The sequence below is a fragment of the Stenotrophomonas sp. 2201_Sma genome, assembly GCF_056486685.1.
Genome location: NZ_CM151329.1, coordinates 4,400,001 through 4,402,500, shown reverse-complemented (window position 1 = coordinate 4,402,500; position 2,500 = coordinate 4,400,001). Strand labels below are relative to the sequence as shown.

Below are 2,500 nucleotides of genomic sequence, written 5' to 3'. Positions count from 1 at the left end.
GGACTAGCCCTTAAGCTGGATTGGTTCTAGGAAAACGCTCTGGAAAGAGCGGCCATAGAAGGTGACAGCCCTGTATCTGAAAGGGCCATTCCAGTGAAGACGAGTAGGGCGGGGCACGTGAAACCCTGTCTGAACATGGGGGGACCATCCTCCAAGGCTAAATACTACTGACCGACCGATAGTGAACCAGTACCGTGAGGGAAAGGCGAAAAGAACCCCGGAGAGGGGAGTGAAATAGAACCTGAAACCGTGTGCGTACAAGCAGTAGGAGCTCCGCAAGGAGTGACTGCGTACCTTTTGTATAATGGGTCAGCGACTTACTGTTCGTGGCAAGCTTAACCGTATAGGGGAGGCGAAGGGAAACCGAGTCTGATAAGGGCGCATAGTCGCGGGCAGTAGACCCGAAACCGGGTGATCTAGTCATGCCCAGGGTGAAGGTGCGGTAACACGCACTGGAGGCCCGAACCCACTCCCGTTGCAAAGGTAGGGGATGAGGTGTGATTAGGAGTGAAAAGCTAATCGAACCCGGAGATAGCTGGTTCTCCTCGAAAGCTATTTAGGTAGCGCCTCATATGTATCCTCTCGGGGGTAGAGCACTGTTATGGCTAGGGGGTCATCGCGACTTACCAAACCATTGCAAACTCCGAATACCGAGACGGACTGTATGGGAGACACACGGCGGGTGCTAACGTCCGTCGTGAAAAGGGAAACAACCCAGACCCACAGCTAAGGTCCCAAATTCAGTGCTAAGTGGAAAACCATGTGGAAAGGCACAGACAGCCAGGAGGTTGGCTTAGAAGCAGCCACCCTTTAAAGAAAGCGTAATAGCTCACTGGTCGAGTCGGTCTGCGGGGAAGATTTAACGGGGCTAAGCACTGAACCGAAGCTTGGGGTGCATAACTTTGTTATGCGCGGTAGAGGAGCGTTCCGTAAGCCTGCGAAGGTGGATTGAGAAGTCTGCTGGAGGTATCGGAAGTGCGAATGCTGACATGAGTAACGATAATGCGGGTGAAAAACCCGCACGCCGAAAGCCCAAGGTTTCCTTGCGCAACGTTAATCGGCGCAGGGTGAGTCGGCCCCTAAGGCGAGGACGAAAGTCGTAGTCGATGGGAAGCAGGTTAATATTCCTGCACCTCGCGTAAGTGCGATGGAGGGACGGAGAAGGTTAGGTGTACCGGGCGTTGGTTGTCCCGGGGAAAGGCGGTAGGTTTGGATCTTTGGCAAATCCGGGATCCTTTAAGACCGAGCACCGAGACGAGCCTTTAAGGCGAAGTCACTGATACCACGCTTCCAGGAAAAGCTCCTAAGCTTCAGCTTACGCAGACCGTACCGTAAACCGACACAGGTGGGTAGGATGAGAATTCTCAGGCGCTTGAGAGAACTCGGGTGAAGGAACTAGGCAACATGGCACCGTAACTTCGGGAGAAGGTGCACCCTTTTTGGTGGCTCGTGCGAGCTATAGCTGAAGAGGGTCGCAGTAACCAGGCCGCTGCGACTGTTTATCAAAAACACAGCACTCTGCAAACACGAAAGTGGACGTATAGGGTGTGACGCCTGCCCGGTGCTGGAAGGTTAATTGATGGGGTCAGCCGCAAGGCGAAGCTCTTGATCGAAGCCCCAGTAAACGGCGGCCGTAACTATAACGGTCCTAAGGTAGCGAAATTCCTTGTCGGGTAAGTTCCGACCTGCACGAATGGCGTAACGACAGCGGCGCTGTCTCCACCCGAGACTCAGTGAAATTGAAATCGCTGTGAAGATGCAGCGTTCCCGTGGCAAGACGGAAAGACCCCGTGAACCTTTACTATAGCTTTACACTGAACGTTGAGTTCGTCTGTGTAGGATAGGTGGGAGGCTATGAAACTGTGGCGCTAGCTGCAGTGGAGCCATCCTTGAAATACCACCCTGTCGTGCTTGACGTTCTAACCTGGGCCCATTATCTGGGTCGGGGACCGTGTATGGTGGGTAGTTTGACTGGGGCGGTCTCCTCCTAAAGAGTAACGGAGGAGCTCGAAGGTACGCTCAGCGCGGTCGGACATCGCGCACTGTGTGCAAAGGCATAAGCGTGCTTGACTGCAAGATCGACGGATCAAGCAGGTAGGAAACTAGGACTTAGTGATCCGGTGGTTCTGTATGGAAGGGCCATCGCTCAACGGATAAAAGGTACTCCGGGGATAACAGGCTGATACCGCCCAAGAGTTCATATCGACGGCGGTGTTTGGCACCTCGATGTCGGCTCATCACATCCTGGGGCTGTAGTCGGTCCCAAGGGTATGGCTGTTCGCCATTTAAAGTGGTACGCGAGCTGGGTTCAGAACGTCGTGAGACAGTTCGGTCCCTATCTGCCATGGGCGTTGGAGATTTGAGAGGGGCTGCTCCTAGTACGAGAGGACCGGAGTGGACGAACCTCTGGTGTTCCGGTTGTCACGCCAGTGGCATTGCCGGGTAGCTATGTTCGGAAGCGATAACCGCTGAAAGCATCTAAGCGGGAAGCGCGCCTCAA

At 54.2% G+C, this 2,500-nt stretch carries 1 rRNA gene (running past both ends of the window); it reads left to right on the top strand.

The annotated features are described in order from the left end of the window. A 23S ribosomal RNA gene (locus ACZLIF_RS20190) occupies positions 1 to 2,500 on the top strand (it extends past both window edges: 254 nt to the left, 126 nt to the right).